A 1,522-nucleotide genomic window follows, 5' to 3' on the forward strand; every position below is an offset into this window, starting at 1 on the left:
CACTGGATCAAAGACGGTTCGTTCCTGCGGGGCCGTAACCTGTTGTTTGGCTACACCTTCCCGGTGGAGATGACCAACCGGCTCAAGATGAACCGCTTACGCATGTACGTATCGGCTCAGAACTTCTTCCTGTTACTGAAGGACCCTATTGTGGGTGATCCGGAAGTGACCCCAACCAACCAGGGAACCGGTAACAGCGCCTTCTCGCAGGGCATGATCTGGCACAACTACCCCAAACCAACCACCTACATGCTGGGCCTTCAGATCGGCTTGTAAATTAATTAACTGACATTTCATAGTATATGAGACATACATTCGCAAAACACATCAGCCGGGCTTTACTGGTTGGCGTAGCTCTGACCGGACCAATCGGCTGTACCGAATTCCTCAAGGAACAGGCTCCCTCGAACCTAACGACAAACAACTTCTATACAATCCCAGACCATGCTGAAGCCGGTTTGGCCTCGGTATACGCCAGCCTGCGGTTTATGGGTGATGGAGCGGGGATCTTCTCCAACAACTGGCAGTTGCTGGAAGCCCTGACCGGAACGTCTACCACCGAAACGGCGCAGAACTCCGACCTCAACAACCTGTACAGTCTGGTGCACGACGGCAACACGGCTCACGTGGTCAACTACTGGAACGGTCTCTACCGGGTCATTGCAAATGCCAATCAGGTACTGGATCGCGTTCCAGCCATCACACCTATGGATGCCGCCCAGAAAACCAAGATCCTGGGTGAAACCCGATTCCTGCGAGCCACAGCGTACTTTACGGCCGTTCAATTATGGGGTGACGTTCCTTTAATTACGACACCCCAATCAGCCGCATCGACAGATTTCTTACCCGCACGGGCATCCAAAGAAGATGTCTACAAACTGATCGTTGATGACCTGTTAGCGGCTGAAGCCTCGGGACTGGCGTGGATGGACGCGAGCGGTCGGGTTAACCTGGCAGCGGTGAAAACCCAGCTTGCCAAAGTCTACCTCACCATGGCCGGGTTCCCCCTCAGCAAAGGTGCTTCGCACTATAAACTAGCGGCTGATAAAGCCTTTGAGGTGATCACCTACGCCAACGCCAACCCATCGACCATCAACCTCTTCACCACGTATGAAGACGTTCACCGCGAAAGCACCAAGAACCGGCTGGAGCATCTCTTCATGCTTCAGTACAACACCCTGGTAGCGGGTAACCCGATGGATAACTTCTACCCCAACTTCAAGCCCGTTACCTATAACGGACCCGGAGGAACGGGTAGCTCGGTGCCCACGACTGCCTTCTATAATTCCTACGAGCCCGGCGACCTACGGACTAAAGACCAGGAAGGTTACTTTTACACGACCTACTACACCAATGGCAACGGGGCACCCTTCGCCCTGGGAGCCCCTTACGTCTTCAAGCACTTCAACCGTACCTCTAATGGAACAGCAGGCGTGGCGGGTTCCCGTCAGAACAACCTCAACGTACCCCAGATCCGCTTCGCCGAAACGCTGCTGATCTATGCCGAAGCCCAGAACGAAGT

General features: G+C 54.1%; 2 protein-coding genes. Both read left to right on the forward strand.

Translation table 11 applies throughout. The features are described from left to right. Window positions 1-276: hypothetical protein (locus CRO74_RS31125; protein ID WP_144036019.1), on the forward strand; the 276-nt coding region annotated here is incomplete at its 5' end. A gap of 26 nt (window positions 277-302) precedes the next feature. Beyond that, window positions 303-1,522: RagB/SusD family nutrient uptake outer membrane protein (locus tag CRO74_RS31130; RefSeq protein WP_097132249.1), on the forward strand; the 1,220-nt coding region annotated here is incomplete at its 3' end.

Origin of the sequence: Spirosoma fluviale (genome assembly GCF_900230225.1) — a bacterium.
GTDB lineage: Bacteria > Bacteroidota > Bacteroidia > Cytophagales > Spirosomataceae > Spirosoma > Spirosoma fluviale.